Raw genomic sequence first — 26,650 nt, forward strand, 5'->3', positions numbered from 1 at the left:
TTCTCCCAGGGTTGTGACTGTCGGTGACATTTAGATTATGAATCAAATCTAAGTGTGGGCTAGGATAGATGTCAAGTGAAATCCAAACTGGAAGGCGTTGTGATGGGCCGCGTATCGCAGCAACAAGCGGAAGAGAACCGTCGGCGCGTCGTGGAAACCGCAGCTCGTCTGTTCCGAGAGAAGGGCACTCACCTCAGCGTCGCTGACTTGATGAAGGCGTCGGGGCTGACCCACGGTGGTTTCTACAAGCAGTTCGCGTCCAAGGACGCGCTCATCGACGAAGCGACCACCCATGCCTTCGCTGAACTGGCGCAGCTGCACGCAGCAGGTCTCGAAAGGCACGCTGGCCAGCGTGACGAGGCTCGACAAGCCCTGATCGACAACTACCTCTCCGTGGAGCATCGCGACAATCCGGCAGACGGATGTCCCGCTGCTGCACTCGCCGCCGACATGGCACGCGAGCCGGCAGACAGTGAGGCCCGTCGGGTGTATGTCGAGGGGGTCGGTGATTTTGCCGAGGCGCTCGCGGATGAGGAGCATGACGGGCTGGTGCGTCTCTCGACCATGATCGGCGCTCTGGTCCTCTCGCGAGCCACCAAGGGATCGTCCCTCTCCGAGGAAGTCCTTGTCGCTGCTCGTGAAGAGCTCACCGGGTAGTCCAGGAAGATCCGCGTACGGCCCGCTGACCCGGCCATGCATACTGGCTGAGGTCTCTGTCAGCGATACCTTCGATTGCTTCGAGATCTGCAACGTCACTACCCGATGGCCGCAGGGAGAAGCGAGAGATGTTCACACCCACAGAATTTGGCAAAGTCTCGGTGCTGGTACCAGAGAACGGTGGGACCGTCCCCTTCGGAAACACCGTGGTCGTGCACGGATCCGAACGCACGCTGGTGATCGACCCGTCCCTCTCCCTCGACCGAGATCCCGTTGGCGCAGACCTCGTCTTCATCAGTCACGGCCACGAGGACCACGTTGCCGGTCTCCGGCATTTTCAAGCACCGACGTACGCGCACAACCTCGACGCACCGTCGGTCGCCTCCCTTGACACGATGCTCACAAATTACGGCCTCCGCCCCGAGGAGCGAGCTGAGGTCGAACATTCAATAGCAGCGCAGTACGGCATTCCCCCGACGCACGATGACGTTTCCGGGATCGCCGACGGCCACGTCTTCGACCTCGGAGACCGCACGGCGACGGTCATTCACCTACCTGGTCACACTCCCGGACATTGTGGCCTCCTCATCGAGCCCGACGGCTTCTTCTATGTCGCCGACATCGATCTCACCTCCTTCGGCCCGATGTACGGCGACCTGGGCAGTAGCGTCGACGACTTCCTCGCCTCCATCGACCGCGCCGCGGGCATCGACGCTCGGTGGTACGGCACCTTCCATCAAAAGGGCGTCGTCGAAGGCAGCGACGAGTTCCGTCGCCGGTTGACCGCCTACCGCGACAAACTGCTCAGCCGCGAAGAAAGACTCGTCCAATTTCTCGGTGAACCAAGGCAGTTGGAAGACATCGTCGCGCATCGCCTCGTCTACCGTCCGCACGTCACCGCGCCGTACGTCGATGCAGTCGAACGTCGAACTGCGCAGCTGCACCTTCAGCGGCTCGTTGCGTCCGGTGTCGTTGTCACGCTCGAGGGCAACGTATTTCGGCGTGCATGAATATGTCGTGTCATCCATTGGATGTGAACAGAGCGGGCAGAAGGGTGTAATTGTGGCGAGGGTAGTTGTTGTCGGCGCGAGCCGGGGACTTGGTCGTGCATTGATCGAGGGCTTGAGGAGCGATGGTCACGACGTTGTCGGTATTTCTCGTCGGCGCCCTGACGGGTTCGACGTCTCCGAGTGGATCGAAGCAGATCTGACCGACCCTGTTGCGGCAGCGAACTCGATCGACCAGGAGCTTGTCGGAGGTGTAGACACCCTGATTTGCAACGTCGGAATTTGGGAAGGGGACGCCTTCACTTCCGATTATGTGTTCACAGATCAATCCGACGTCGAAATGCTGGAAATGATCAACGCCAACATCACCGGCACGATCCTTTTGTCGAAGCGCCTGATCCCGCGGATGATCGGGCGTCCTCGACCTCGGATTTTCTTGACCGGTTCTACCTCGGGGCTCCCGCGAAGCGGTAGGCCGGAAGTTGCGTTCGGCGCATCGAAGTCCGCGATCAACGGCATTGCCGACGCCTTGAGAGAGGGCTACCGGAAGGACCGACTCGCAGTGACGGTCCTTCACCTCGGATATCTCAACACGGAAGATGGACTCGATGTGCCCCGAGACATCGCTGCCGCCCGCGGAGATGGGTCTCTGGTTCCCGTGCACGACGTCGTGGATACCGTGCGCTCCATCTCGAATCTGTCGTCTTCGTCATCGGTTCGAGAAGTGGTCCTTACTGCCATCGACGACACACGATTCTGAACGACAGCTACCGCTTCGGTCTGTGAATCCGATTGCCGAACAGATGTATTCAGAGAATATTGCCCTCGATGAAGATGAAGGCTCCCGCCAGGTACACCAGGGTGAGCCCCGTCAGGAGCCACGCCATGTACGGCCGGATGTAGAGGCGCCGCAGACGGTGCAATCGCAGGGAGGCTCGCAAGAACGCGCCCACGGAGCCGAGTAGCAGCATGAGGCTCGGGACGAAGACGGCCAGTCGGCGATCTTTCTGTGAGCACAGCAAGGTGTCGGTACCGAAGCATTCGCCCCGCCGGGAGCCCAACCAGACGATCGCGACAACCAGTGCCGCGGTAGCCAGAACGACGGACAGGCCGTACGTCAGGGTTCGCCTGTTGATCTTTCGCTCTCGACGCTGAATTACATCTGGTGTGTCAGAACTGTCGGTCATCACACCCCCTTTCGAACATCGCACCTTACTTCGTGGATCGACGGCGGGAGAGGGCGTACAGCACTACTCCGACCGCCAAGAGTAATGATGCGCGCAACCACGTTGCGGCGCTCTGCTGGGTGAGCAACGCAACGCACGTACCGAGGGCGAGGATCGGAAAGATGATCGGTGTCCGGAAATGACTGTGTTGCACTGCGTCACGACGCAGAACCAGGACCGCGATGTTGGTGCTGATGAATACGAAAAGCAGCAGGAGTACCACCGTCTCTGCCAGGGCTGACAACGATCCGGTGACGCAGAGAGCCATGGCAACGGCTGTGGTTGCGATGATCGCCACCCAGGGGGTCCGGCGCCGCGGCAGCACGCGCGCGAATGCGCTGGGGAGCAACCCTTCCGACGCCATTCCGTAAGTCAGCCTGCTTGCCATGATCATTGTCAGCAGTGCGCCGTTGGCGACGGCTACCAGAGCGATCAGGCTGAACAGGCGAGGCGGAACACCGACGTCGGCGGCTGACACCACTGCCAGTAAGGGGCCGGAGGACGCGGCGAGCTCGTCGGCGGGCAGCACCACCGAGACAGCCAGGCCGACAAGGACATAGGCGGCGCCCGCCGTCAACAGGGCTCCGAACAGTGCGCGTGGGTAGACCTTGCTCACGTTCTTCACTTCTTCGGCGACGTTCGCCGACGTTTCGAAGCCGACGAACGAGTAGTACGCGAGGAGCGCCGCTGCCAACACGGCGAGTGCAGGCGATCGACTGTCGTCGAACTCCACGACACGGCTCAAGGTTCCGTCGCCGTGCCCGAGAACTACGCAGGCGAGGACGACAACCATGACGAGGCCGGTGACCTCCACGACTGTCATGACGACATTTGCGCGCATCGACTCCTTGATGCCTCTGGCATTGAGAAGCCCCACCAGGAGGAGGAAGACGAGCGCGGCTGGAACGGTCGGGACGTCGATGAAGGCTTTGAGATAGTCACCCGAGAATGCGAGGGCGAGTCCTGCTGCACTCGTGACACCGGCCGCCAGCATCGAGAAGCCGACGAGGAATGAGATCAGCGGTTTCCGATACGCCCGTTGGGCGAATACTGCTGCACCGCCCGCTCGCGGATATTTCGTGACCAGTTCGGCATACGACGTTGCTGTCAGCAATGCCATGACGAGCGCTACGAGCAGTGGTACCCAGACGGCTCCACCAACTTCACCGGCGATGACGCCCACCAATGCGTAGATACCGGCGCCCAGGACGTCTCCGAGGATGAACACGAAAAGGAGTGGGCCGGTTATAGCCCGCGTGAGAACGTTCTTACTGCCGCCTTCATCTCCGCCTGCGGTTTCGTCCACGTTCTCGGCACCCGCGGCGCGTCGCATATGCAAGGTTCGTCCTGTCTTCATGGTGACGTGCCGCCACCTCAGGAGCAGACATGTACCCATTGGTCGAAGTTTCAAACACGGGTCGGACGTGGATGCGTCGGCGCGTGCCGTCCCGTGCTTTCCTTGTAGGTGACTTGTGTAGGTGACTTGCCAGTAGGTGAATCGCAGAAGTAGTGACTGGAGGACGGCGTGGCTGAATCGACGGTTGCCGCGGTGATGGACGAGTTGGCTGCGCTCGAGGATCCGAGGGTGCGCGCAGTGAACGAGAAGCACGGTGACGATCACGGTGTGAACCTCACAAAACTGCGGGCAGTCGCGAAGCGACTGAAGACTCAGCAGGAACTTGCACAACAACTTTGGGCGACGGGCGATACCGCAGGGAGGCTGCTTGCCCTCTTGATCTGTCGTCCGAAGGCGTTCGAGCGTGACGAGTTGGACGTCATGTTGCGTGAGGCTCGTACTCCCAAGGTGCATGACTGGCTCGTCAACTACGTGGTGAAGAAGAACCCGCACGCGGAGGATTTGCGGGTGGCCTGGACCGCCGACTCCGATCCCGTGGTTGCGAGCGCCGGTTGGGCCCTGACTACCGAGCGCGTAGCGAAGAAGCCCGAGGGCCTTGATCTTTCAGGATTGCTCGACGTCATCGAGGCGGAGATGAAGGATGCCCCTGATCGCCTGCAATGGGCGATGAACCACTGCCTGGCCCAGATCGGGATTGAACATGCCGAGTACCGGGCCCGCGCAATCGACATCGGTGAACGTCTGCGGGTGCTCGAGGACTACCCGACTCCCCCGAACTGCACCTCGCCGTTTGCGCCGATCTGGATCTCGGAGATGGTGCGTCGACAGAGCGAGAAGTAGGTCAGCTAGCGCGACGTTCGAAACTGCGTCCGGTATCGCTGTGGACTGGTGCCGACCAAGTCTCGGAAGCGTTCGCGGAACGTTGTGACGGCATTGAATCCGACTTGTCCCGCAACACGTTCGATGGAGTGGTCGGTGGTCTCGAGCAGAAATTGCGCTTGACGGAGCCGCGCGTGATGGAGCCACTGCAACGGCGTCGTACCGATTTGTTCCTGGAAGCGGCGGTTGAGCGTGCGAGTGCTCATCGTTGCCTTGGCTGCGATTGTCGTGATGTCGAGTTGCTCCCCGAGGTTCTCTTCCATCCAGTTCAGTAGCGGCCGAAGGGTTGTCCCGCTGGGTACGGGAGGTTCGTGGACGATGAATTGTGCTTGCCCTCCGGCACGTTCGAGCGGCATCACGCTCAGCCGCGCCGTGTCGGCGGCGACCGCGGACCCGTAGTCCTGACGGACCATGTACAGACACAGGTCGAGTGCGGCCGCGGCGCCGGCGGAAGTCAGGACGTGCCCGTTGTCTACGTAGAGAACAGCGGCATCGACGTCGATGGCCGGGTGCCGACGCGCCAACTCCGACGCAGCCGCCCAGTGCGTCGTCGCGCGAAGTCCGTCGAGCAAGCCTGTGTCGGCGAGTGTGAATGCACCGACGCACAGTGAGGCGATGCGCGTGCCGCGATCCGCGGCAGTTCTGAGGGCGTCGATGATCTCGGGGTCGATCGGCACGTCGAGATCGGCGGTGCCCGGGATGATGATCGTGCTTGCCTGGGCGAGGCGTGAGAGTCCGTGCGGTACTCGCATCGTGAACGTTCCGGTCTCCACCTCCTCGGTGAGCGCGCACACGGAGGTCCGGTAGGCCGGTGCACCCGAGGGGAGCCTGCATCGTCCGAAGACTTCGAGGGGTGCCGCCAGGTCCATCGGCACCACCCCGGGCAACGCGAGAACTGCAACGTCATGCATGTCTGAAACGTAGCGTATGTGGCGCGAGATTCGGTGATCTCGTGTCTTGAAATATCCTCTCAACTGGTATTTCACAGAATGTGTGAGGTTGGCTGAAAGCCGTCGAAGGTTGGCTTTCAGCCGTCGCCATAGAGGTCAACTTCCTCCTACTGTCGTGGGAACAGCGACGTGCACAGGAGCGCGTCGCACAAAATCGGAGGTTGCAGTGCACGCGCAGATCGTGTTGTTCGACGGATTCGATCCCATGGATGTCGTGGGTCCGTACGAGGTGCTTTACGCCGGGGGTCTCGCCAGCGGTGGGGCGTTGAGTGTCGAACTCGTCAGCGCGGAGGGGCCTCGGACCGTCGTGAGCGGAAGTGGTGAACTCGAGATGACCGCCACTGCAACCCTCGATGTCGAACACGCGGATCTGATCGTCGTTCCCGGAGCATCGGGTCTCTTCGAACCCAATGCGGACCAGCCGGGTTCCAGCTTGCCGGAAAGGCTCGCGGCCACAACGGAAACCGAACTGCCTGTCATGATGCGCCGTGCACTCGACGATCCTGGTGTTCTCGTTGCGACCGTCTGTGGAGGATCATTGGCGCTGGCGATGGCGGGGCTTCTCGAAGGGCGTCGCGCCGTGACGCACCATCTTGCCGTGGACGCATTGGCGGCCGGCGGTGTAATTCCGATCCAGGCGCGAATCGTCGACGACGGTGACCTGATCACCGCCGGCGGTGTGACATCCGGTCTCGACCTGGGCCTGTATCTGCTGGAACGATGCCTCGGGCCCCGGATAAGTCTCGAGGTCGAAGCGCTCTTCGACTACGAGCGTCGTGGAACGGTGTGGTCGGCCAAGGGCGCCGAGCCTGTAGTCACCTTCGCCCCGGACGCCGCGTGAATACGCTTGTGCGTACCGAAACGCGAGAAATCCCATGACCGGAATCCTGCTGTCCCTCCATGTGATTGCGGCCATTCTTGCCATCGGCCCCGTCGCTGTGGCGGCGAGTATGTTCCCGGTGGCGAGCCGCGCCGCGCTCGCCGATCCGGACAGCGCCAGTGTTGCGACGACGGGCATGCTGCATCGCATCGTTCGGGTGTATGCCACGATCGGCATTGTCGTTCCGATGCTCGGTGTCGCCACCGCCGTCAATCTCGGAGTGCTCGGTGACGTGTGGATCCTCACCTCGATCGCACTCACCGTCGTTGCCGCCGTGATACTCACCGCGGTCGTGCTTCCCGCCCAACGGCTGACAATGGCGGCGATCGAAGGAACCGGGTCCGTTGTGGATGTCGCAACGCGGCTCACCCGTCGGCTGGGCACTGCGACGGGAATCTTCAATCTGCTCTGGGTCGTTGTCGTCGTGCTGATGATCTTTCGGCCAGGATCGACAACCGGCGTGTGATCCGAGGCGACATTTCACGTGTCGGAGGCAGTGACGCTTGACCTTGACACAGTGACAAGGGTTCCACTGGTCGGTGAAGGAGGTGGTTGTCGTGAACACAACCAACCACGGTGGGCAGCATGCTCACCTCGTCGACGCCGTGGCCGCAGCAGATCCCTCGGTTCGACTGCGCGCCGCGCTTGCGGTCGGCACACGCCCGGATCCTCAGTTGACGGATGCCCTGATCGATCGGTGCGCCGTCGAGCCGGACTTCTTCGTCCGCGACATGCTGACCTGGGCGTTGTGCCGCTTGCCGGCTGAAATCACGGTGCCGAGGCTGATCCGTGAGCTCGGGTCCGATGGCTCGCAAGCCCGCAGTCAGGCGCTCCACACTTTGTCCAAGATCGGCGATCCGATCGCGTGGCCCGAGGTCTCCGCGCTCGTCCACGACCAGGACGACGAGGTTGCGCGCAGTGCGTGGCGCGCGGCTGTGGCTCTCGTGCCGGCGGGAGACGAGGGCGCACTCGCGGCCGATCTGGCCACAGAACTCGGTCGGGGTGAACTGCAGATGCAGCTCAGTCTGAGCCGAGCCCTGACCGGGCTCGGCGAGGCTGTGCTCCCGGTGCTCGACGCGGCCGGTACGAGCCCGAATCCGCGTGTCCGAGCGCATGCTGATGCTACAAAGCAACTCTGGCACGATCCCGACGGTGGATTCGCTCTCTCACACGAGTTGGCGAAGCGCGTCGCGGCAATCGGACCGGACGCGTAGGAAGGGGAGACGGATGTTGATCGGCGAGGTGTCGCGGCGTTGTGGTGTCAGCACACGGATGCTGCGTCACTACGACACTTTGGGGCTGGTGAAGCCGACGGGCCGCACGTCCGGTGGCTACCGCGAGTACTCCGCTGACGACATCCGTCGCCTCTTCCACGTCGAGAGCCTGAGGACATTGGGGCTCTCGTTGAACGAGGCCAAGCGTGCACTGGACGAACCAGACTTCGCACCGGCCGATTTGGTGGGTGAACTCATGCAACACACTCGGCAACGGATCGCGGCGGAGGAGGAATTGCTGACCAAACTCGAAAGGGTCGACGCCACCGCCCCTTCGGAGTGGGACGACGTCCTGCGCATGGTCTCGCTGTTGCGTGCACTCGAATCCGAGTTCGCCGCCCACCGTCAGCAAGCGATCCTGTCGCAGGACGCGAATGCGGCATTGCCGGTCGACGCACTCGTCGAGGCCATCCTGTCGGAGAGGGATGCCAACGTGGCGGGAGCATTGCAGTGGGCGTTGGCGAGGACCGAAGGTGCGGGCCTTGCAGGTCTGACGAAGGGGCTCGAATCGGAGGACGTCGAGGTTCGACGCCGCGCGACGTCGGCCATATCCGGGATCAACACCGAGGAAGCAACTCGGTCTCTGAAGCGAGCTCTCGATGATTCGGACGCGATAGTCCGCGCCGACGCCGCTCTCGCCCTCGGATCTCGCGGAGAGGCTGTCTCGATGCCCGCTCTCCTCGAGATGGTCGCAGACGGGCGGCGCGACGTCGAGGCAGGCGAGGTGCTCGGTCTTCTCGCTGAGCACTCACCTACAAGCGGCGAGGTCGTCGATGCCGTGCAGGCAAGGCTCGACGGCACTGACGACGCCCCGACGAGGTTGCGAATTACGCAGGCGCTCGCCGAGATTCCTGGCGCTGCAGCACGCGAAGCGCTCGCCCGGATCACCCACGACGACGACAAGACGGTCGCGTCCACGGCAGCAGCGATTCTCGAGATGCGCGATCGAGGACCACGTCGGCGCGAACGACCGCGCATCGGGGACTGACAACGGCGCAGCTAGTGCGGATCGCCCACGCAGAAAAGGTTTCCCGGCGGATCCGCCAGCACGTCCCAGGATGATCCACGCCTCATGCGCTCGAGATCGAAGTCGAGATGAAGTGTATTCCTCACTCGCGCTGCAGAATCGGTCCGACCACCACGTGGCAAGCGATGGTGATCAACGGATAGGGTTCTTACGTGGTGGATCAACGGCGACAGAGTTTGAGACGCAGGTACCTGAGCCTCGGCCTCGGCGAACTGGCTGCAGCGGCTGTATTTGCCGCTGTGGCGGTCGGTGTCGTGATGCCCCGGCTCGAAGGTTCGCGAGACTCCGCGGCGTTGTGGTCGGCGCTGGCCCCACTTCTTGTGATCCTCGTGCAAGCAGGTGTCTATTGGCTGCTTGCGCGGGGCCGGGTCGAGTTGGAGCCGATGCCGGCCCGCCTCGCAGCGCTTTACCGCGTGTTTCGGGTCCTCGATGTTCTCTTGTTGGCGATAGCTCTTCTCGGCGTTGTCATCTGGTTACCAGATCACTCCGGCGCGGCGGTGGGCGTCGTGGCGGTGTGGGCTTTCGGCGTCGTCGAGTACGTCAATTACTTCGTGGCTCGTCTCGCCTATCCGCTGCGGCGGTGGCCTTTCGAGGTCGGCAAGTGGCGGAGACCCCAACTTGTGCGCGACCTGAACTCGGCACGCTGACACCGGCAACCAAGTTGTCTTTGCTGTAACGGCAAAATTTGATGCGGGATCGGAGTGAGTTCGGAAGGATCGGTTCTGCCCATCCAGGAATGAAGCCTCTTCATCGTTCTTCGCCGAGGAAGGAGAACCGCCATGGCAACGTCGCGTCGCAGCCGCCGAGATGCCCCACCACCCCGGACAGGGAATAGCGAGGCAGCCACACTACGAGCGTTTCTCGACTACCTCCGTGATTCGATTGCCGCCAAGGTCGAGGGTGCTCCGGAACCTCAGGTGCGCACCACAATTGTTCCGTCGGGAACAACCTTGCTCGGGCTGGCCAATCATCTGACCTTTGTCGAACGATCGATGTTCCTTGCAGAAAACGTGACGGATTGGAAAGCGACGTTTCAACCGTCATCGGAAGACAGCGTGGACGGTGTCGTCAGTCGCTATCGCGAGACGGTCGAGCGCGCCAACGCAGTTCTCGACGGATGCACAGATCTTGCCGCGCCCATCCCGCGGCCGGGGGCGAAACGACCCGCTCCGAGTGTCCGCTGGGCGCTCGTGCACATGATCGAAGAGACCGGACGCCATGCCGGGCACGCTGACATCCTCCGCGAATTGATCGACGGTTCGACCGGACGCTGACGCTGCAACGTGTTCGCCGATGCTTCCGCGCTTTCACCGAGGCGAATGTCCGCGGCTGATCTCTGGGCCCACGAGTACAGCGTCGACAGTTCCGTCGGGAGTCGTTACTTCCCAGGGTAGTTCGGTGGCGGTCGAGGGAATGAGCCCGTCGATCCATTTGGCCACGACACCGACGACCACTTTCTCGAGTTCCCCACGTGACCACTTTCGCGGTCGATGCGGAACCGGCGGTTCCCAGCCCTCCTCGCCCCAGATCACGCCGAATAGCTCTCTCTCGTCACCGATCTGCTGATTCAGACTGAATGCGTCGGGACCCTCGAATCGTGCCCAGACGCCGAATGTTCCCTCGCCGACTTGGTCGAGCGAGACGTCGATGACGATCCCTTCGGTGCGCGGGGTTGCCGCGTTGTGGATCGCAGCCAGTCGATCGCTCACTACCCCCGACGCGGTATCGAGGACAGATCTCAATTTGTCACGGTATTCGGTAGGTTCCACGAGCTCAGCATATCGAAGGTATCACCCTGCAGGTCTTGCATCGATGAAGCTGGTTTCCTGAATTCGTCTGTAGCGGATAAGTTTCTACCCTGAGCGACAGAGATGTCGTGCGACGAACTTTGCCAGCTTTTCGAGTGCCGTGTCGGTGGGCTCTCTCGGCTGAAATGGCAAGTCCCGCCCCCGTCCGGAGACGGGAGCGGGACTCGGGTATCAGCGAACTCGGCAGCGCGTTAGACAGCTTCCTTTGTTGCCTGCGCTGCAAGGGTGAGTGCGATGTCGACGATCATGTCTTCCTGGCCACCCACCAGACGGCGGCGGCCGGCTTCGAGAAGCAGTGTGCGAACGTCGATTCCGTAGCGCTCCGAAGCGGCCTCGGCGTGGCGCAGGAAGCTCGAGTACACGCCGGCATAGCCGAGCGTGAGGGTCTCTCGATCGACGCGAACCGGCCGATCCTGCAGCGGACGGACGATGTCGTCGGCGGCATCCTGCAAGGCGAACAGGTCGCAGCCGTGCTCCCACTCCTCGATGTTCGCAACGGCGATGAAGGCTTCGAGGGGGCAGTTACCGGCGCCGGCACCGTGACCGGCGAGCGAAGCATCGACGCGGGTGACGCCGTTCTGCACTGCGACAACGGAGTTGGCAACCGAGAGCGAGAGGTTCTCATGCGCGTGGATACCGATTTCGGTGCCCTCGTCGAGGATGTCGCGGTATGCGCGAACACGATCCGCGACGTCGTTCATCACCAGACGTCCACCCGAGTCGGTGACGTAGACGCAGTGCGCGCCGTAGGACTCCATCAGCTTGGCCTGCTTCGCCAGTTCTTCGGCCGGCGCCATGTGGCTCATCATCAGGAAGCCCGAGACGTCCATGCCGATCTCGCGGGCGGTTTCGATGTGCTGCGCGGAGACGTCGGCCTCGGTGCAGTGCGTGGCAACGCGAACCGAGCGAACACCGAGGTCGTAAGCGTGCTTGAGTTCACTGATCGTGCCGACACCCGGAAGCAGCAGCGTGGTGAGACGAGCGTGCTCGAGTACCTCGGCCGCTGCTTCGATCCATTCCCAGTCGGTGTTCGAGCCGGGGCCGTAGTTGAGCGAGCCGCCGGCGAGGCCGTCACCGTGTGCAACTTCGATCGCGTCGACGCCGGCAGCATCGAGAGCTGTGACGATCCGCTTGACGTCGGTGGGCGAAATACGGTGGCGGACAGCGTGCATGCCGTCGCGAAGGGTGACGTCCTGGACGAAGATCTTGCGGTTGCTCACTTGGTTGCTTCCTTCTGCTGGGCGATGCGCTCCGCGATCTGCATTCCGGCGGACGTCATGATGTCGAGATTGCCGGCGTACGCAGGCAGGTAGTGTGCAGCACCCTCGACCTCGAGGAACACCGACACCTGATGGGTGGGGCGATTGCCGTCGACGAGCAACGTCTCGACGGGCTGGTCGGCCGGGATCTCGGTGATCTGGACTTCCTGCTTGAGGCGGTAGCCCGGAACATAGGCGGAGACGTCGCCGACCATCTTCTCGATGGACTGACGGATCTCCTCGTGAACCGCCGGGTCCGGGGCGTCGACGAGGCAGAACACCGTGTCTCGCATGATGAGCGGCGGCTCGGCGGGGTTGAGGATGATGATGGCCTTGCCGCGGCGGGCGCCGCCGACTGCCACGATCGCCTCGGATGTGGTCTCGGTGAACTCGTCGATGTTGGCGCGCGTTCCGGGACCTGCAGACTTGGAGGCGATGGACGCCACGATCTCCGCATACGCCACCGGGACGACCCGAGAAACAGCCGCAACCATCGGGATCGTGGCCTGGCCACCACACGTCACCATGTTGACGTTGGGTGCGTCCAGGTGCTCGTCTGCGTTGACGGCCGGCACGACGTACGGGCCGATGGCGGCAGGCGTCAGGTCGATCATGCGCTTGCCGAGGGGAGCCAGCCGCGCGTTGTTGGCGACGTGAGCCTTTGCCGAGGTGGCGTCGAAGACGATCTCGATCTCGTCGAAGTTCGGCAGACCGATCAAACCCTCGACACCTTCAGCCGTGATCGGCACGTTCAGACGCGCTGCGCGGGCGAGGCCGTCCGACGCCGCGTCGATGCCGACCATCGCGCCCATCTCCAGGTAGTCGGAGTTGCGCAGCACCTTGATCATCAGATCCGTGCCGATGTTGCCCGATCCGATGATCGCGACCTTGACCTTGCTCATGCGTTGTCCTCTTCGCTGGAAAAACTGGTGGTGACGGAACCGAACCCGGAGACGGTCACGGTGACTTCGTTGCCTGCGGTGACCGGTGCCATGGGGCCGAGTGCGCCGGACAGGATCACCTGGCCTGCCGTCAGCGGCTGCCCCAACTCGCGTGCCGTGCGGGCGAGCCAGACGACTGCTTCGATCGGATCGCCCAGGCAAGCGGTTCCGACGCCGGTAGACACCTCGGTGCCGTCGACGGACATCGACATGACGACGCCGGCGGGTTCCACCTCGTCGAGGGTGCGGCGTTCGGTTCCCAGGACGTAGACGCCCGAGGACGCATTGTCGGCGACGGTGTCACCGAATTTGATGTCCCACGACGCGATGCGGCTGTCACAGATCTCGATCGCTGCGACGGCGTAGTCGATCGCGCCGCGCACCTGCGCACTGTCCAGCGGTCCGTCCACGAGGTCGGCACCGAGCACGAAGGCAACTTCCGCTTCGACCTTGGGCTGGATCAAACGACTCATGGGGATGGTGCGGCCGGCGGGGAACTCCATGTCGGCGTACAGAACGCCGAGGTCGGGCTGGTCGACGCCCAGCTGTTGCTGGACTGCCACCGAGGTCAGGCCGATCTTGCGGCCTACGACGACGGCACCCGCCTGCCGACGGATTTCATCGACGCGGCGCTGGACAGCGTAGGCAGCGACGAGATCGTCGGCGCCGATCAGATCGCGCACCGGTGCGCAGGGAGTACCGCTCGCGATGGCGGCTGCGAGGCGGTCAGCAGCAGCTGAGATGTCCGTCTCGCTCGCTGTACTGGTATTCGTGGGCTGGCTCATGGCCATTACTTTCGCCGTGGCGCCGAGATTGCGCCAGGGAACTGTCTCACTCAGCGATACGCTGGGCAGGTGACTGGCGGCGCAAACCTCGACACCGTGCTCGGCAAGGCGGTGACGATCCTGCGTGCCTTCCGGGCTGACGACCACGTGTTGCCTCTCGCCACCCTGGTCCAACGGACCGGACTGCACAAGGCAACGGTGCACCGCCTGGCCAACGAACTGGTCGCGAACCGGCTACTCGACCGAATCGACGGTGGCTACCGGCTCAGCGGCGGCCTCTTCGAACTCGGCATGCTCGCCTCCCTCGAACGCAGCCTCCTGGAGATGGCGATGCCGTTCCTCCAAGACTTGTACGAGCGGACCCACGAGACAGTTCACCTGGGGGTCCGCGACGGCCACGACGTCGTATACGTCGCGAAGATCGGCGGACACCGGCAAGCCAACTCGCCGTCCCGGACCGGTGGCCGGATACCGCTGTATTGCACCGCAATCGGCAAGGCGCTCCTGGCTTTCTCCGACAACGAATTTCGTCGCGAAGTGTTGTCGGAACCGATGACCAGACGCACCCCGCACACGATCGTTGCGCCCGGCATTCTCAATACCCAACTGAACCGAGTGGTCGAGACCGGTATTGCGTTCGAGCGCGAGGAATCAGCGCCGGGTCTCGCGTGCGTTGCGGCGCCGGTATTCGGGACCAACGACAAACCCGTCGCCGCCATCAGTGTCACCGGTCCCACCAGTCGCTTCGTTCCCGAGAGCCAAGTGCCTTACGTTCGCGCCGCTGCCGAAGGCCTACACAGCACCATCGCTCGCCGCGAACGACTGCGGTGATCCGGCCGTCCCGGCCTGGACGAGCCCGGTCAATGCCTGCGGCAAAGGCCCCTCGTGTAAGACGCCGAGACGTTGGGTTGCGCGGGTGAGGGCGACATAGAGTTCCGACGCGCCGCGTGGGCCGTCGGCGATGATTCGCTCCGGTTCCACGACGAGCACGGCATCGAACTCCAGACCCTTCGTTTCCGAAACAGGCACAGCGCCCGGCACATCCGCAGGTCCGATGACGATGCTCGTACCTTCGCGCCCGGCCTCGTCCTGATTGAATTCGTCGATGGCGGAGGCTAGTTCGTCGGCGGATATTTGTCTGGACCACGGCGCGATCCCGCAGGCGCGGACGGACTCGGGTGGCTGCACGTCCGGCGCGAACTCGGCGAGCAGGGCGGCGGCGACGCTCATGATCTCGGCGGGGGTGCGGTAGTTCACCGACAGGGATCGGTAGATCCAGCGGCCGGGAACGTACGGCTCCATCATCGTCGCCCACGAGCGGGCACCTGCGGGTGAACGGCGTTGCGCAAGATCACCTACCACCGTGAAAGATCGGTCTGGGCAGCGGCGCATCAGGACTCGCCAGTCCATCTCGGACAGCTCTTGGGCCTCGTCGACCACGATATGCCGGTACGTCCAGTCTCGGTCAGCAGCAGCGCGTTCGGCGAGTTCCCGGGTATCGCGTTCGACGAAACGATCCGCCAGGTCCTCGGCGTACAGCATGTCCTGGGCGAGAAGGTGGTCCTCGTCGTCCATCAGATCCTCGCGGCTGATCATCATGTCCAGCACGCCCGCTGCATACGCGGCCTCGTCGCGGCGTTCACGTTCGGCACTCTGGTCGACGGGCTTGTCCCGGCCGAGCATGTCCACCAACTCGTCGAGTAACGGAACGTCCGAGACAGTCCAGGCGTCACCGTCCTGGCGAAGCAGCTTCTCGTCCGCGCCTGCCGCGCGTAGTCGCGCGGGAGAAGTAAACAGCTGTGTCAGTAGCTCTTTCGGAGTCAGGATCGGCCAGAGCGTGTCGAGCGCCGCGGTAAATGCGCTGTTTTCCACCAGCTCTGCGGTCAGGTCCGTCCGCACTTGCTCCCAGGCTTCACGGTCACTGCGTGTCAACCACCCCTTGCCGATCCGCGCTATCGCCCGTTCGGTCAGCGCCCAGGTGAGGATTTCGGTGAACACAGTGCGTGCGTCGTTGTGGGGGAGTCCGCTCGAACGGGCTTCTTCTCGGGCCCACTCCGCGGTTTCGGCGTCGATCCGCACCGTGACGTCCGCCAATTCGATCAACAGTGGGTTCTCGGGCAATCGCTGATGATCGGCAATCGCTGCGCCGAGAACGTCCAGGATCTTCAGCGAACCTTTGAGCCCAGCGGCCTCCGGAGTGTCCTCGGCGGTGACGCGTAGACCGGGAACGAGATCACCGGTGGTCATGAACACCACGTCGGACTCTCCCAGCGAGGGCAGTACGCGGCCGATGTGGTTCAGGAACGCCGGGTTCGGCCCGACCACGAGAACGCCGTGACGTTCCATCCGCTCTCGTTGGGTGTAGAGCAGGTAGGCGACGCGGTGCAAGGCGACGACGGTTTTCCCGGTACCTGGGCCACCTTCGATCACCAGCACCCCAGGGTGTTCGAGTCGGACGATGTCGTCCTGTTCGGCCTGGATGGTTGCCACGATGTCCCGCATTCCCTCACCGCGGGGTGCGTTGACTGCCGCGAGCAGGGCGGAATCGCTGTGCGTGTCGTGTTCTACGCCGTCGGGGCGCCCGAGTACCTCGTCGGTGAAATCGACCACGCGTCGACTCCGGGTGCGGAACTGACGGCGTCGACGCATGTTCTCCGGGTTGGCAGCGGTGGCAACGTAGAACGCGCGAGACGCCGGCGCCCGCCAATCGAGAAGCGCCGGTTCGTAGTCGTTGTCCGCATCGAGAAGGCCGATCCGGCCGATGTAGGAGGTCTCGCCCGAAAGCGAGTCCAACCGGCCGAAGCACAGTCCGTTGTCGGCTACGTCCAGCCTTTTCACCTCTTTGGCAAGTGCGCGCACCTCGGCGTCGCGTTCCATGAGTGCTTCGCCATTTCCGCGCAGAGCGGTGTTGTACCTGCCTTTGACTCGGGCGCGCTCCGCATCGAGGCGCGCGTAGAGCCCCTCCACATAGTTCCGCTCGGATCGCAGTTCTTCTTCGTATCCCTGGGTTGGCACGTGCCCTCACTTCCGCTGGCTGTTCCGATCCCGTAGTCGGTCGTGCGGGATCGGAAGAGCCATTCTGCGGCACTACCCGGGCCTTGCCGCAAGGCCCCCAGTGGGATATATATTGAGAGTGGAAGGGAGTGTTGATCCTCCCTCACAGTTCCTGTAACAGATCCCCCAGACTGACGTACGGCTCCCAGCCTGGTCGATGTTTGGACCCTGAACGCCACGGGTACAAATCTAGTGGCCGGTGTTCCAAAATCGGTTGCCCTCATGAACTTACGTGGATCGAGGGATTGTGAAGGCGATACTGGCAACGGCCGCAAGCATCCTTCTGGTGGTTGCCTTGGCCGTTGCCATCTTGCTTTTCCTTTCCGGATCTCCGCGCGAAGGCACCTCACACGAGCTTGCCGATACGGTGCACACGATCGGCGGAAAGCCGACCACCTGCAGCGAGTTGTTCGGCGAAACGTGCAGCTTCGCTTTGCAGTCGGACTACAACCAGTGGGGACAAGACCTCGACAGTTTCGTCAATGCGGGAACTCTCGGTCCCTTCGCCCGCAGCATCGGCTTCGTGGCGGAGGCAAAGCTGAGCTTGCAAGCATGCGAGGTCAGCGCCGCAGCTGGTCGGACGATTCTCGATTTCTACACTCTCGCCGAGATCGACCATCCTGCGGCAACCACCACCGATCTCTTCCCCTTCTGGAACGAGTCCCGCCAATTCCTGTGCCCGGTAAACAGTTTCTGAGAACGGTTGATCGTTACTCGAGGAACGACCTCGTCGTTCGGCTACGACGAGTCATGGTCTGCGCCTGGTCGGTGCACGGATGTTTATGCGAATTTCGACGGGGTAGGGCCTTCTGTGTGGGAGTCCTGTCTGTGTGGGAACCCTGAGCGAGAATCCGAAACGTATTGGAGGGTCAACGTGCCAGATGACAAGAGCGGTCCCAGCGAGGGAATCAAAGGCGTAGTAGAGGACGTCAAGGGTAAGGCCAAGGAAGCCGTTGGTGCGGTTTCCGGAAACGACAGTTTGACCCGAGAGGGCCGCGCCCAGCAGGACAAGGCCGAAAGCCAGCGAGAAGTCGCGAAGAAAGAGGCGGAAGCCGAGAAGGCTCGCGCCGAAGCGGCCGCAGACGAAGCGCGACAGAAGTCCGAGCAATAGCCCTGACGCACTCGTCACCCTCGGCCTGGGATTGATCCCAGCCCGAGGGTGAGTCGTGGCTCCGCGTTCTGTTTGAAATCTCTACTTACTTAGGGCGTAACAAGATTCGTGCGCCCAGCATGACGATCAAGAGGAGCTGTTCGATGCCTTCATCTCAGTCCGTCCCAGGTGCACCGGCCCCGAAAGCGCCGGACCTGAAAGAACCGGTCAAGCCTCGACAGCCGTTGCCGCCCAAGGACGACCAGCGGCAGCCGGAGGTGCGTACCGTCGCGGGTGCCGAAGAGAAGGTGAAGGGAAATGGACGTGGCCAGCGGGGGGAGTACCTCACCACCGCCACCGGTACACGGCTTTACGAGACCGACCACTCACTGACCGCAGGCGAGCGGGGCCCGACTCTTCTGCAGGATCACCATCTGCGTGAGAAGATCACACACTTCGATCACGAGCGAATTCCGGAGCGTGTCGTCCACGCCCGCGGGGCGGCCGCGCACGGCACGTTCCTGGCGAATGGCGCAGCCGAAAACATCTGTAAAGCCTCGTTGTTCGCTTCAGGTGCCAGAACCCCGGTATTCGTACGCTTCTCGACAGTTCTGGGTTCACGCGGTTCGGCGGATACCGTCCGAGACACGCGCGGCTTCGCCACCAAGTTCTACACCGACGAAGGTGTCTTCGATCTGGTGGGCAACAACATCCCGGTGTTCTTCATCCAGGACGGAATCAAGTTCCCGGACATCATCCATGCCGCGAAACCCCACCCGGACCGGGAGATTCCGCAGGCGCAGAGCGCGCACGACACGTTCTGGGATTTCGTGTCGCTGCACACCGAAGCCACCGCGCACACATTGTGGAACATGTCCGATCGAGGCATCCCGCGCTCCTATCGCATGATGGAGGGCTTCGGCATTCACACGTTCAGGCTCGTGAATGCCGACGGCGAGACGAATCTGGTGAAATTCCACTGGAAGCCGGCCGCCGGAGTGCATTCACTCGTGTGGGAGGAAGCGCAGATCGCCGGCGGTGTGGATCCGGATTTCCATCGACGCGATCTTGCCGACGCCATCGAGGCCGGCGCATATCCGTCCTGGGATCTGGGCGTGCAGGTGTTCCCTGATACCGAAGACGAAATGTTCGAAGGCATAGATCTATTGGATCCCACCAAGATCGTGCCCGAAGAACTCGCGCCGGTTCAGGTCATCGGAACGATGACACTCGACGCCAATCCGACGAACTTTTTCGCCGAGACCGAGCAGGTTGCATTCCATCCGGGCCACTTGGTTCCGGGCGTCGACATCACCAACGATCGTCTCCTGCAGGCGCGTTTGTTCTCGTACCTCGACACCCAGATCACGCGACTCGGTGGCCCCAACTTCGACCAGATTCCGATCAACCGTCCTCACGCGCCTGTCAACGACATGCTTCGCGACGGCTTCCATCAGGACGGTGTGCATACCGGAGTCGCGCCGTACCATCCCAATTCGTTGGACGGTGGGTGCCCGTTCATGGCCTCGGCGGACAGCGCGGCCTATATCGAGGTGCCCGAGGAAGTTTCAGGGCGAAAGGTGAGGCAGGCGCCGGCATCGTTCGACGATCACTTCTCGCAAGCTCGACTCTTCTATCGCAGTCTCTCCCCTGTCGAACAGGAGCACGTCGCGCAGGCGTATACCTTCGAATTGGGCAAGTGCTACGAGGAGAACATCAAGACCCGGAATCTGAGCATCTTGGCGAACATCGACGCGGGCCTCGTGTCGATCGTCGCAGGGGGGCTTGGCCTTCCGGTTCCCGAACCGACGGAGCCGTTGAGTGATCCGGAGCCCAGCCCTGCACTGTCCCAGGTGGGCGCGGAATGGCCCGTCGACGGAAGGATCATCGCGCTACTGGTCGACGAGAACTCCGATCTCGACACCGTGGTTGCCATTCGAGACAAGATCTCCGACGCCGGCATGGTGCCGCTGATCCTCGGCCCGCACGGCGGAACCATCGGGGACGGTGACGACGCGGTGACGGTGCAGCGAACGTACCTCACAGCTCGTTCGATCGAATTCGATGCAATCCTGCTGAGCGGCGACGTTTCTCGGATCGGCGAGGGCAAGTTGGATCCACGGGTGGAGACTCTGCTGAACGAAATGTATCGTCACAGCAAGGCAATTGGTGGTTGGAGTGAGAGCATGAGAGCGCTGGCTGCCGCCGGTATCGACGAGTCTGCATTGGGAGTCGTCGTCGATGCTGACGCGGAAGGGGCCCTCGCCTCACTCGCTCAGCTTCTGAAGACGCACCGCGTGTGGGGGCGTTTCGAGGTGCCGCCCACATCCTGAGTGCCGGCGTACGTTCGAACTTGCGGTGTGGCCGAACTGCCAACTCGGCCACACCGCAAGTTCGGCCACACCGTCGGAGTGAAGACGAGTGAAGGGACGAAACAGTGGCTCGCAAGGACTCACAACCTCAACTCAAGGATCAAGAACTCTACGAAGAGCTACGTGAGAAGGGCGATTCCAAGGAGAAGGCGGCTCGAATCTCCAATGCGGCCGCCAATCTAGGGCGGTCGACTGTCGCCAAGTCCGGCGGACAATCTTCGCCGTACGAGGAGTGGACGGTCGACGATCTGAAGAAACGCGCCAAGGAACTCGATCTGCACGGGTACTCGAAACTGAACAAGGGTGAGCTGATCGAGAAACTCCGCGATCACTGAGCCGGATTCTGCTCGAGTTGTATTCTGCTTGTGCAGAATACAACTCGAGCGTTCGGTTCAGTGCCCTTCTTGATCGAAGAGTTCCTGACCTTCCAGTCGCTTGACCCGACGGTGTTCCATCAAGATGGCCAGTGTTCCGACGACGAAGGACACGACGCACACCACGCCGGCGATGACTGCCCATCCGCGAAATCCGTAACCTGCTGCCACCAAGGTCAATCCGAGTGTTGCCAGACCCAGCCCGATCAGCAGGTATCCGGGATAGTTGCGCCCGTCGCTGATTGCCTCCCCGACGTGCGATCGATTGGTGTGTTCGTCATCTACCGGTGAACTCCCGCTCATGTTGGTCACGGCGCACTCCATCCTTCGCTCATGAAGACTTGCGATTCTTCGCTCGTCGTCGGTTCACAGGGCAACTACCCGATCGATGGGTGAATGAAACAGATGGAGTAGTGCCGAAGTGCGGAGAAAGCCGTACGCTCGAAGTATCGGGTGTGGAGGAAAACCGGTGCGAGGAAGGCCTATGAATGGGAAGCCGACTCCTGACCTATTCTCGGTAGGTACACCGACTCTCGGTGTCGAGGAGGAGTTTTTGCTCTGCGATCCGCAGACTGGGCGTCCCAGTCTGCGCAACTCCGAGGTTGCTGCTGCCGGGCGAGAACTCGGTATCTCGTTGCAACTCGAACTCACACGTTGTCAGGTGGAGACTTCCACTTCGATCGGCAGCCACATTCGTGACCTTCGTGACCAACTCTGTGAGTCTCGTGCCCTCACCGCCGATGCCGCTGCCCGCGTGGGATGTCAACTCATCGCTGTCGGAACGCCTTTCTACGATCCACCGGTCGACGAGATCACGCAGAAGTCGCGGTACCAACGGATGGCCGGTCAATTCGGTGCAATCACCGAAGGTGTGATGTGTGGTTGCCACGTTCACGTGGGTGTCGAAGATCGAGAACGATCAGTCCAGATCATCAATCATCTGCGTCCATGGTTACCAACTTTGTTGGCATTGACGGCGAACTCCCCGATCAGTGGGGGACGCGATACCGGTTATGCGAGTTGGCGTTACGTTCTGTTCGGCAGATGGCCCAGTTCGGGTCCGCCGCCCTTCTTCGAGTCCGTGGGGCACTACGAAGATGCCGTTGCAGCGATGCTGGAGACGGGGGTCATTCTCGATCCACACATGGTCTATTGGGACGTGCGCATGTCGGATCACCTTCCCACCGTGGAGATTCGGATCAGCGACGTGCCCGCCACCGTGGAGGAGACGATGACTCTGGCCACACTGGTGCAGGCACTCGTCGGCACCGCATCCGCTGCGATCACCAAAGGTGAGGTTGCGCCTGCCGTCGATCAGGAGCTACTCCGCGCGGMTTGCTGGCGTGCAGCACGCRACGGACTTGACGGCAGGTCGCTCGACGTGGAATCCGTGCGCTTGCTGACTGCACATCAGGCGGTTCGGCGATTGGTGGATCATGTCGAACCTGCTCTGACCGCATTCGGAGAGTTCGAGCAGGTCACGGCTTCCTTGGACAAGATCTTCAGGAACGGAAACGGAGCGATCGTGCAGCGCCGGCAACTCGCGCGCCGGTCACGGGTGGCCGATGTGATCGACGAGTGCGCCCGACGCACTTTCGAAGGGTGCAGTTCACAAGGTGGCAGTGAGCTGTAGGGAACGGTTGGAATTGGCATTCCGAGACTTCCAATTTCTTATCGAGGTCACCGATCGGACAGGAGGAGGAGCAACATATGAATGGCGATCCACGACCCGAGCTTCCGTCGGACAAGGATCTCGACGATATGTGCAGGCAGTTGGCCGCAGTAGTAGAGGAACACGGTCTGTCGGTGGCGACGGCGGAATCGTTGACCGCCGGGAACATCGCCGCACATCTAGGAAAGGCGCCGAACGCCGGTTCCTGGTTTTGTGGCGGGATCGTCGCATATACCCGAGCGGTCAAGCATTCCGTTCTTCATGTTCCTGACGGCCCAGTCGTCTGCGAGGACGCTGCTCGGGCCATGGCACACAGCACTGCCACACTGTTCGGCGCGACGTTGGCACTGGCCGTCACCGGCGAAGCCGGTCCGGATACCCAGGAGAACGTCCCACCGGGAACTGTGTGGTTCGGAGTCGTCGACCATGGGACCGCTGAAACAGAGAAACAGGTCTTCTCAGGTGACCCCGAAGCCGTCCTGGGAGCAACCGTCGAGCATGCGATCGGTCTACTTCTGCGTCACGCGTCCGGTCGCCGCACACCAAGTTCGACAGGCGTGGTGTAGTCGAGAATTCAACTGTTCGAACGATTCTTGTGATGTCCCTTGTGTTTCGCAGGAGCCTGAGCAGTAGGAATCAGACGGCCGTCGGCCGTGTATTTCTCGACTACAAGGTGCTTGCTGACGCCTCGATTGGCATCCACGGCGCACGCGATTGCTTCCTTGTCGGAGTCGAAAGGTTCCTCGGTCGAGGAGCCGTCGGGCATCGTGATCTTGTACCGATCCATACATCGACTATTGCGGGTAGATCCGCCTCCGACAACCTTTGCTCACGGAAATGTCGGCCAGGAGAACAGAAGGTCAGCGGGTCCAGTAATCTTCGGGCCTTCGACCTGAACGGAATCCGTAGTGTTCGAGCATCGCTGTCGCTTCCGGGAAGTTCGCCGCCAGAGCCTCGGGCACATGGGCATCGCTTCCGAATGTCACCGCTTTGCCTCCCTCTTCGCTCCACCACTGGGGTATCCAGGACCACAGTCGACGGGTGTTCATCTCGAGCGCCCGACCGCTTTCGGCGATAGCGCGCATCGCATTTCGGAATCCGTCCTCGAATCGGCGGGGATCGAAAGGTCCGGCGATTTCGGTCGGCCATGCACGCACGGCGTAGTCGATATGGGTGAACACCTCGAAGGTCTGAGAGCCAGCCACCATACGCGGGATCTCTCCGAGGTAAGCCCACATCACTTCGTCGGCGCCCCACTTTCGAAACAGGGTGTTCGGTTCACTCCGATCGTCGCCGACTTCGAGCGTGTGCAAGGACCCCAATACCCGGTCGATCACACCGAGATCAAGGAGGTGCGACGCCTGCGCTTCGTGCAGGTGCGGTTGTCCGAACTCGACTCCGGTGAGAATCCGCAATTCAGGAAAACGGTGTCGACATCGTTCGATGCTGTCGAGATAGCCGTCGCGGTCGAGGATGGGTGCGCGGACGTAGCCGTCGGTGCTCAGCAGGTGATGTTGATGGGGCATCAGATCTGCGGCGGTTGTGCGCCACCGAGCATCGAAGTCGAGATGCTCGGTGAACACCAAGGCGGGCAATCCGATTGCTTCGGCACGTGCGCAAGTCTGTTGCATTCGCCCGGAAGCGTCGGACTGTGGCCCGCCGGTATCCCACGACCACTCGCTGTGAACATGACTGTCCGCGGGTAGTTGCATGTTCAGTTCGTATCAGAGCGCGGGAGTTCTGGTGTGATTACAGTTCGGACTGGCGTACGAAGTCGCTCTGTGCGTGGGTGCCCCAAATTTCGGAGGACTGAGTCTCGGGTTCGCTGTCCAGCTTTCGAACTTCGTGAATGAAGTCCACTCCGTTCAGTTCGTCGGACGGAACCGACAGAAGCTTGCATGTGGTGCTGACGAAGAATCGCTGGACATCTTCCAACTCGAGACGCCCACCGGGCCGGTACCAGTGCGCAACCCCGGTGCACATCTCCAGTATCGCGAGTCGGCTCAATGCCAGATCTTCGATGTCGAAGGCGCCCACGCGTTGTCCGCGTTCGAGGATCTGTCCGAAAAGAAGCTCGTACTCGTCGCGCAGCGTCTGCAACTCGATGCGGTTGTCTCCGGTCAATCCGCGCATCTCGTACTCGGCGACGCGGGCAGTCAGTTGGTTGACAGCGGTAATGCCGACGTGCGACGACACCAGGCCGGCGAGCTGGACCACGGGATCGGCGCTGCGGCGCATCGCCCGCTCTCCCGACTGTGTCAGCTCGTCGAGGCACGACCGAATGATCGAGGCCAACAGTGACTCTTTGCTGCCGACGTAGTGATAGAGCGTTGCCGAGTTGATGCCGGCTTCTGCTCCGAGTTCACGAATGCCGGTAGCGGCGAACCCTTTCGTCGCGAACAGCGTGACTGCCGCCCGTTGAACGCGCCCCAGGTCCATGATCCTCATTTCGGTTGGTTGCCCAATCATGCTAGCATCGCCGCCGAAATCGACTGACCGTCAATCAATTGATTGATAGCTGCCTGTGTACTGGCAAATTACATATCTATTCATCAATCGATCGATTGAAAAATGCTTGACTGTGCGTTGGGTCACTGCATAGTGTTCTTGTCGAGCCTCCCCTCGGTGCGCGAGCTAACAGGGCACTCCATACAAGGAGCAATGACATGAACGACGCGAATCCTCCATCTCCCGCAACTGTCGACAGGCCTGCCCTGCGGCGTGTAGCCGGATCAGTTCTGGTCGGCACCACGATCGAGTGGTACGACTTTCAGATCTACGGCGCCTCCGCCGCTTTGGTCTTTGCGCCGCTGTTCTTTTCGGGCGCAGATCCCGCGCTGGCGACGATTCTCTCCTTCGCTACCTTTGCGGTCGGCTTTCTGGCGCGGCCACTCGGTGGTGTTGTGATGGGCCACTTCGGTGACCGCATCGGACGCAAGAAGGTCTTGGTGCTTGCACTTCTCTTGATGGGAGCTGCAACATTCCTGGTCGGCGTCCTTCCGACGTCTTCCCAGATCGGTGTGTGGGCCCCGATTCTTCTCGTTGTGTTGAGGCTGATTCAAGGATTCGGCGTCGGCGGCGAGTGGGGCGGTGCAGTTTTGACTGCTGTGGAGTACGCACCCAAGAATCGCCGCGGCTTCTACGGCAGCATGCCGCAGGTGGGTGTGCCCGCCGGCCTTCTGCTGGCGACGGCCGTCATGTTCGGCACCAAGGCGCTCACCGGAGACCAATTCCTGGTGTGGGGATGGCGAATTCCGTTCCTGCTGAGTATCGCTTTGGTTGCAGTGGGGCTGTACATTCGCACGGCGTTGGAAGAGACTCCGGCATTCGCTCGCGTGAAGCAGCAGAACACCGCGGTCAAGATCCCGATGGTCGACGCGTTCAAGAACTATCCTCGCCAGATCATTCTTGCCGCAGGTTCGATGATCAGCACCGGCGCCTACTTCTACATCCTCAACACCTACAGCCTGACGTACGCCGATCAATTCGATCTGCTGTCCGGGAACCTCATGCTCGGCGCGGTCATGGTCTCCGCCCTCGTTGCCGTCATCTTCATTCCGATCTTCGGTCAACTGTCCGAAAAGTTCGGCCGACGCCGGATCCTGATGGTCGGGATCACCGGCATGGGTCTGTGGGTCTTCGTTGCATTCGCCGCGATAGATACCGGCAACTTCTGGATCACCACCGGCGCATTGGCGGTCGGCGCCTTCATGCTCAGCATCTCGTACGGGCCGCAGGCGACGTTCATCGCCGAATTGTTCGACGCCCGGGTGCGCTACAGCGCGGCCTCGATCGCTTTCCAGATCGGTGTGCTCTTGGGTGGAGCAATCGCGCCGATGGTCGCGGCCATGTTGGTCCGCGCGACAGGTGGATCGTTCGCGGTGGCTGTGTATATCGCTGCCCTGTCGGTGATTTCGCTGATCAGCGTCTACTTCGTCCGTGACACCGACCTCGACGAAGGAAGCCGCGACATGTACATCGATGACAACGGGGCCTATCTACCGCCGGTCGATCAACGCTCAACGGTTGTCAACTAGT

General features: G+C 61.9%; 30 protein-coding genes. 18 read left to right on the forward strand and 12 right to left on the reverse strand.

The window, feature by feature from the left end; genetic code table 11:
• The first annotated feature begins 75 nt into the window (after positions 1 to 75).
• From AC1DWA_RS17255 to AC1DWA_RS17265, 3 genes are all read left to right on the forward strand, one after another.
• Positions 76 to 657, forward strand: coding sequence for a TetR/AcrR family transcriptional regulator (locus AC1DWA_RS17255; protein WP_021333266.1), 582 nt, complete (start codon positions 76 to 78; stop codon positions 655 to 657).
• A 128-nt stretch (positions 658 to 785) separates the two neighbouring features.
• The gene (locus tag AC1DWA_RS17260; protein WP_477846574.1) at positions 786 to 1,667 is read left to right on the forward strand and encodes an MBL fold metallo-hydrolase; all 882 of its coding nucleotides are present in this window, start codon (positions 786 to 788) and stop codon (positions 1,665 to 1,667) included.
• Positions 1,668 to 1,719: 52 nt separating this feature from the next.
• A complete protein-coding gene (locus tag AC1DWA_RS17265; RefSeq protein ID WP_019745976.1) occupies positions 1,720 to 2,424 on the forward strand; it encodes an SDR family NAD(P)-dependent oxidoreductase in 705 nt (234 codons plus the stop codon).
• A gap of 49 nt (positions 2,425 to 2,473) precedes the next feature.
• On the opposite strand, the gene AC1DWA_RS17270 is transcribed toward AC1DWA_RS17265, so the two are convergent.
• Positions 2,474 to 2,851, reverse strand: coding sequence for a hypothetical protein (locus tag AC1DWA_RS17270; RefSeq protein WP_020971303.1), 378 nt, complete (start codon positions 2,849 to 2,851; stop codon positions 2,474 to 2,476).
• 25 nt (positions 2,852 to 2,876) lie between these two features.
• On the reverse strand, positions 2,877 to 4,247 hold the full coding sequence (locus tag AC1DWA_RS17275; protein ID WP_371326911.1) for an APC family permease: 1,371 nt from the start codon (positions 4,245 to 4,247) through the stop codon (positions 2,877 to 2,879).
• A gap of 168 nt (positions 4,248 to 4,415) precedes the next feature.
• Here AC1DWA_RS17275 and AC1DWA_RS17280 point away from each other — a divergent pair, with 168 nt between their 5' ends.
• On the forward strand, positions 4,416 to 5,087 hold the full coding sequence (locus AC1DWA_RS17280) for a DNA alkylation repair protein (protein ID WP_134999360.1): 672 nt from the start codon (positions 4,416 to 4,418) through the stop codon (positions 5,085 to 5,087).
• Positions 5,088 to 5,092: 5 nt separating this feature from the next.
• Here the strand turns inward: AC1DWA_RS17280 and AC1DWA_RS17285 are convergent, their stop codons facing one another.
• Positions 5,093 to 6,037, reverse strand: a complete 945-nt coding sequence (locus AC1DWA_RS17285; RefSeq protein WP_019745972.1) for a GlxA family transcriptional regulator — start codon at positions 6,035 to 6,037, stop codon at positions 5,093 to 5,095.
• A 205-nt stretch (positions 6,038 to 6,242) separates the two neighbouring features.
• Between AC1DWA_RS17285 and AC1DWA_RS17290 the strand changes: the two genes are divergently transcribed.
• The 6 genes from AC1DWA_RS17290 to AC1DWA_RS17315 all read left to right on the forward strand — a co-directional run bounded on the left by AC1DWA_RS17290 (position 6,243) and on the right by AC1DWA_RS17315 (position 10,531).
• Positions 6,243 to 6,917, forward strand: coding sequence for a DJ-1/PfpI family protein (locus AC1DWA_RS17290; protein WP_020971299.1), 675 nt, complete (start codon positions 6,243 to 6,245; stop codon positions 6,915 to 6,917).
• Between the two features lie 34 nt (positions 6,918 to 6,951).
• Positions 6,952 to 7,422, forward strand: a complete 471-nt coding sequence (locus AC1DWA_RS17295) for a DUF2269 family protein (protein WP_020971298.1) — start codon at positions 6,952 to 6,954, stop codon at positions 7,420 to 7,422.
• Between the two features lie 82 nt (positions 7,423 to 7,504).
• The gene (locus tag AC1DWA_RS17300; RefSeq protein ID WP_179154639.1) at positions 7,505 to 8,170 is read left to right on the forward strand and encodes a HEAT repeat domain-containing protein; all 666 of its coding nucleotides are present in this window, start codon (positions 7,505 to 7,507) and stop codon (positions 8,168 to 8,170) included.
• A 13-nt stretch (positions 8,171 to 8,183) separates the two neighbouring features.
• The gene (locus tag AC1DWA_RS17305; RefSeq protein WP_020909655.1) at positions 8,184 to 9,218 is read left to right on the forward strand and encodes a MerR family transcriptional regulator; all 1,035 of its coding nucleotides are present in this window, start codon (positions 8,184 to 8,186) and stop codon (positions 9,216 to 9,218) included.
• 191 nt (positions 9,219 to 9,409) lie between these two features.
• Entirely contained in the window at positions 9,410 to 9,904 is a 495-nt protein-coding gene (locus AC1DWA_RS17310; protein ID WP_477846575.1) for a hypothetical protein, read from the forward strand.
• A 132-nt stretch (positions 9,905 to 10,036) separates the two neighbouring features.
• Positions 10,037 to 10,531 (forward strand): DinB family protein, encoded by a 495-nt coding sequence (locus AC1DWA_RS17315; RefSeq protein ID WP_021346035.1) that lies wholly within the window; start codon positions 10,037 to 10,039, stop codon positions 10,529 to 10,531.
• Between the two features lie 33 nt (positions 10,532 to 10,564).
• Here AC1DWA_RS17315 and AC1DWA_RS17320 read toward each other — a convergent pair whose 3' ends face one another.
• The 4 genes from AC1DWA_RS17320 to AC1DWA_RS17335 form a co-directional block, all read right to left on the reverse strand.
• A complete protein-coding gene (locus AC1DWA_RS17320; protein WP_477846576.1) occupies positions 10,565 to 11,026 on the reverse strand; it encodes a DUF6389 family protein in 462 nt (153 codons plus the stop codon).
• Positions 11,027 to 11,256: 230 nt separating this feature from the next.
• Positions 11,257 to 12,285: a 4-hydroxy-2-oxovalerate aldolase gene (gene dmpG, locus AC1DWA_RS17325; RefSeq protein ID WP_020909650.1), complete on the reverse strand. Its 1,029-nt coding sequence runs from the start codon at positions 12,283 to 12,285 to the stop codon at positions 11,257 to 11,259.
• Positions 12,282 to 13,226 carry an acetaldehyde dehydrogenase (acetylating) gene (locus AC1DWA_RS17330; protein WP_477846577.1) on the reverse strand — a complete coding sequence of 315 codons (945 nt, stop codon included), beginning with the start codon at positions 13,224 to 13,226 and terminating at the stop codon, positions 12,282 to 12,284. The genes dmpG and AC1DWA_RS17330 overlap by 4 nt, the downstream gene beginning before the upstream one ends.
• Positions 13,223 to 14,050 (reverse strand): 2-keto-4-pentenoate hydratase, encoded by an 828-nt coding sequence (locus AC1DWA_RS17335; RefSeq protein WP_477846578.1) that lies wholly within the window; start codon positions 14,048 to 14,050, stop codon positions 13,223 to 13,225. The genes AC1DWA_RS17330 and AC1DWA_RS17335 overlap by 4 nt, the downstream gene beginning before the upstream one ends.
• 69 nt (positions 14,051 to 14,119) lie before the next feature.
• On the opposite strand from AC1DWA_RS17335, the gene AC1DWA_RS17340 reads away from it, so the two are divergent.
• Positions 14,120 to 14,881 (forward strand): IclR family transcriptional regulator, encoded by a 762-nt coding sequence (locus tag AC1DWA_RS17340; RefSeq protein ID WP_020909647.1) that lies wholly within the window; start codon positions 14,120 to 14,122, stop codon positions 14,879 to 14,881.
• On the opposite strand, the gene helR is transcribed toward AC1DWA_RS17340, so the two are convergent.
• On the reverse strand, positions 14,843 to 17,065 hold the full coding sequence (gene helR, locus AC1DWA_RS17345) for an RNA polymerase recycling motor ATPase HelR (RefSeq protein ID WP_477846579.1): 2,223 nt from the start codon (positions 17,063 to 17,065) through the stop codon (positions 14,843 to 14,845). The genes AC1DWA_RS17340 and helR overlap by 39 nt on opposite strands.
• Positions 17,066 to 17,336: 271 nt before the next feature.
• Between helR and AC1DWA_RS17350 the strand changes: the two genes are divergently transcribed.
• The 4 genes from AC1DWA_RS17350 (at position 17,337) to AC1DWA_RS17365 (ending at position 20,901) form a co-directional block, all read left to right on the forward strand.
• Positions 17,337 to 17,801, forward strand: a complete 465-nt coding sequence (locus tag AC1DWA_RS17350) for a hypothetical protein (RefSeq protein WP_241896097.1) — start codon at positions 17,337 to 17,339, stop codon at positions 17,799 to 17,801.
• Positions 17,802 to 17,978: 177 nt separating this feature from the next.
• Positions 17,979 to 18,215, forward strand: coding sequence for a microaggregate-binding protein 1 (gene mbp1 / locus AC1DWA_RS17355; protein WP_003943084.1), 237 nt, complete (start codon positions 17,979 to 17,981; stop codon positions 18,213 to 18,215).
• A gap of 143 nt (positions 18,216 to 18,358) precedes the next feature.
• Positions 18,359 to 20,527 carry a catalase gene (locus AC1DWA_RS17360; protein WP_020971277.1) on the forward strand — a complete coding sequence of 723 codons (2,169 nt, stop codon included), beginning with the start codon at positions 18,359 to 18,361 and terminating at the stop codon, positions 20,525 to 20,527.
• A 104-nt stretch (positions 20,528 to 20,631) separates the two neighbouring features.
• Positions 20,632 to 20,901 (forward strand): DUF7218 family protein, encoded by a 270-nt coding sequence (locus AC1DWA_RS17365; RefSeq protein ID WP_084324730.1) that lies wholly within the window; start codon positions 20,632 to 20,634, stop codon positions 20,899 to 20,901.
• A 57-nt stretch (positions 20,902 to 20,958) separates the two neighbouring features.
• Here AC1DWA_RS17365 and AC1DWA_RS17370 read toward each other — a convergent pair whose 3' ends face one another.
• Positions 20,959 to 21,264: a hypothetical protein gene (locus AC1DWA_RS17370; RefSeq protein WP_084324731.1), complete on the reverse strand. Its 306-nt coding sequence runs from the start codon at positions 21,262 to 21,264 to the stop codon at positions 20,959 to 20,961.
• Between the two features lie 160 nt (positions 21,265 to 21,424).
• Between AC1DWA_RS17370 and AC1DWA_RS17375 the strand changes: the two genes are divergently transcribed.
• Positions 21,425 to 22,573: a glutamate--cysteine ligase 2 gene (locus AC1DWA_RS17375; protein WP_477916849.1), complete on the forward strand. Its 1,149-nt coding sequence runs from the start codon at positions 21,425 to 21,427 to the stop codon at positions 22,571 to 22,573.
• A 77-nt stretch (positions 22,574 to 22,650) separates the two neighbouring features.
• Positions 22,651 to 23,178: a CinA family protein gene (locus AC1DWA_RS17380; protein WP_290286618.1), complete on the forward strand. Its 528-nt coding sequence runs from the start codon at positions 22,651 to 22,653 to the stop codon at positions 23,176 to 23,178.
• A gap of 8 nt (positions 23,179 to 23,186) precedes the next feature.
• Here the strand turns inward: AC1DWA_RS17380 and AC1DWA_RS17385 are convergent, their stop codons facing one another.
• The 3 genes from AC1DWA_RS17385 to AC1DWA_RS17395 all read right to left on the reverse strand — a co-directional run bounded on the left by AC1DWA_RS17385 (position 23,187) and on the right by AC1DWA_RS17395 (position 25,060).
• Positions 23,187 to 23,399, reverse strand: a complete 213-nt coding sequence (locus tag AC1DWA_RS17385; RefSeq protein WP_019745952.1) for a hypothetical protein — start codon at positions 23,397 to 23,399, stop codon at positions 23,187 to 23,189.
• 73 nt (positions 23,400 to 23,472) lie between these two features.
• Positions 23,473 to 24,324 carry a PHP domain-containing protein gene (locus tag AC1DWA_RS17390; RefSeq protein WP_477846581.1) on the reverse strand — a complete coding sequence of 284 codons (852 nt, stop codon included), beginning with the start codon at positions 24,322 to 24,324 and terminating at the stop codon, positions 23,473 to 23,475.
• A gap of 37 nt (positions 24,325 to 24,361) precedes the next feature.
• Positions 24,362 to 25,060, reverse strand: coding sequence for a TetR/AcrR family transcriptional regulator (locus tag AC1DWA_RS17395; protein WP_232816831.1), 699 nt, complete (start codon positions 25,058 to 25,060; stop codon positions 24,362 to 24,364).
• Positions 25,061 to 25,278: 218 nt separating this feature from the next.
• Here AC1DWA_RS17395 and AC1DWA_RS17400 point away from each other — a divergent pair, with 218 nt between their 5' ends.
• Complete coding sequence (locus tag AC1DWA_RS17400) at positions 25,279 to 26,649, forward strand: MFS transporter (RefSeq protein WP_019745950.1); 1,371 nt, start codon at positions 25,279 to 25,281, stop codon at positions 26,647 to 26,649.
• Position 26,650: the final 1 nt, after the last annotated feature.

Source organism: Rhodococcus sp. P4_F3_2, from assembly GCF_056401335.1.

Bases quoted from the DNA above. Each gene is read 5' to 3' on its own strand.
- AC1DWA_RS17315 (WP_021346035.1), top strand. From the start codon at position 10,037: ATGGCAACGTCGCGTCGCAGCCGCCGAGATGCCCCACCACCCCGGACA.
- AC1DWA_RS17295 (WP_020971298.1), top strand. From the start codon at position 6,952: ATGACCGGAATCCTGCTGTCCCTCCATGTGATTGCGGCCATTCTTGCC.
- AC1DWA_RS17390 (WP_477846581.1), bottom strand. From the start codon at position 24,324: ATGCAACTACCCGCGGACAGTCATGTTCACAGCGAGTGGTCGTGGGAT.
- AC1DWA_RS17360 (WP_020971277.1), top strand. From the start codon at position 18,359: ATGCCTTCATCTCAGTCCGTCCCAGGTGCACCGGCCCCGAAAGCGCCG.
- AC1DWA_RS17395 (WP_232816831.1), bottom strand. From the start codon at position 25,060: ATGAGGATCATGGACCTGGGGCGCGTTCAACGGGCGGCAGTCACGCTG.
- AC1DWA_RS17400 (WP_019745950.1), top strand. From the start codon at position 25,279: ATGAACGACGCGAATCCTCCATCTCCCGCAACTGTCGACAGGCCTGCC.
- AC1DWA_RS17335 (WP_477846578.1), bottom strand. From the start codon at position 14,050: ATGAGCCAGCCCACGAATACCAGTACAGCGAGCGAGACGGACATCTCA.
- AC1DWA_RS17370 (WP_084324731.1), bottom strand. From the start codon at position 21,264: ATGGAGTGCGCCGTGACCAACATGAGCGGGAGTTCACCGGTAGATGAC.
- AC1DWA_RS17330 (WP_477846577.1), bottom strand. From the start codon at position 13,226: ATGAGCAAGGTCAAGGTCGCGATCATCGGATCGGGCAACATCGGCACG.
- AC1DWA_RS17270 (WP_020971303.1), bottom strand. From the start codon at position 2,851: ATGACCGACAGTTCTGACACACCAGATGTAATTCAGCGTCGAGAGCGA.
- AC1DWA_RS17260 (WP_477846574.1), top strand. From the start codon at position 786: ATGTTCACACCCACAGAATTTGGCAAAGTCTCGGTGCTGGTACCAGAG.
- AC1DWA_RS17305 (WP_020909655.1), top strand. From the start codon at position 8,184: ATGTTGATCGGCGAGGTGTCGCGGCGTTGTGGTGTCAGCACACGGATG.
- AC1DWA_RS17385 (WP_019745952.1), bottom strand. From the start codon at position 23,399: ATGGATCGGTACAAGATCACGATGCCCGACGGCTCCTCGACCGAGGAA.
- AC1DWA_RS17285 (WP_019745972.1), bottom strand. From the start codon at position 6,037: ATGCATGACGTTGCAGTTCTCGCGTTGCCCGGGGTGGTGCCGATGGAC.
- AC1DWA_RS17275 (WP_371326911.1), bottom strand. From the start codon at position 4,247: ATGAAGACAGGACGAACCTTGCATATGCGACGCGCCGCGGGTGCCGAG.
- AC1DWA_RS17380 (WP_290286618.1), top strand. From the start codon at position 22,651: ATGAATGGCGATCCACGACCCGAGCTTCCGTCGGACAAGGATCTCGAC.